This is a genomic window from Bradyrhizobium sp. Ken64 (assembly GCF_055807555.1).
Window position 1 is genome coordinate 1 of the sequence record NZ_JBVVPA010000073.1, and the last position, 1049, is coordinate 1049.

At 60.2% G+C, this 1049-nt stretch carries 2 protein-coding genes; both read left to right on the forward strand.

The annotated features are described in order from the left end of the window. A partial coding sequence (locus AC0L2F_RS35675) for a flagellin (protein ID WP_473251515.1) occupies positions 1–417 on the forward strand: 417 nt, incomplete at its 5' end. Between the two features lie 357 nt (positions 418–774). After that, positions 775–1049: flagellin N-terminal helical domain-containing protein (locus tag AC0L2F_RS35680; RefSeq protein ID WP_473251516.1), on the forward strand; the 275-nt coding region annotated here is incomplete at its 3' end.

The window sequence follows — 1049 nt, forward strand, 5'->3', positions numbered from 1 at the left end:
CTGCTGAACGGCGACCAGCTCAAGCTGGTGTTCGACGAGACCGGCAAGTCGAACCTGAGCATCACGGGCGTGACCTACAACTCCAAGGGTCTCGGCCTTGCTGCGCTGACCAGCGGTGTCGACTTCATCGACAACTCCGCGACCAACAAGGTGCTGTCGAACCTGAATGCCGCGTCGAGCACGCTGCGTTCGGAAGCGTCGAGCCTCGGCTCGAACCTCTCGGTGGTGCAGGTGCGTCAGGACTTCAACAAGAGCCTGATCAACGTGCTGCAGACCGGTTCGTCCAACCTGACCCTGGCCGACACCAACACCGAAGCGGCCAACAGCCAGGCGCTGTCGACCCGCCAGTCCATCGCGGTCTCCGCGCTGTCGCTGGCCAACCAGTCGCAGCAGAGCGTGCTGCAGCTGCTCCGCTAACAAGCGGACGACATCGCAAGACGACTATGGCGGCGGGGCTTCGGCCCCGCCGCTTTCTTTTTGCGCCGGCACCAAAGTGCCGCGGCAAAGCGCAGACGATGCATTCGGATGCAGCCGATTGCTCACTCTCAGTTATGGTTGACAAGTCGCAAACATCGGGTCGCTGCACGGAAAAGCGTCATCCAATCATGACGATATGAGCGAGCCAGATCCGGCTTCGATCGCGCACATGGTGAATCCACGCAAGGACTGGCGCGACACGCTTCATGCTTTGTTAGCCGTCTGCGTTCACCGTCCCGGACATCGATTAATCCTAATCGAAGTTTGTTGCGTTGCGTACCAGAAGGGTAACACTCAATGTCCGGTATTGTTCTCTCCTCGTCGGTTCGTCAGAACCTGCTCTCCCTCCAGTCCACCGCTGATCTTCTCGCCACCACGCAGAGCCGCCTGTCGACCGGCAAGAGCGTCAACTCGGCCTTGGACAATCCCACCAACTTCTTCACCGCACAGTCGCTCGACAACCGCGCCAGCGACATCAACAATCTCCTCGATGGCATCGCCAACGGCGTGCAGGTGCTGCAGGCCGCCAACACCGGCATCACTTCGCTGCAGAAGCTGATCGACTCTGCGAA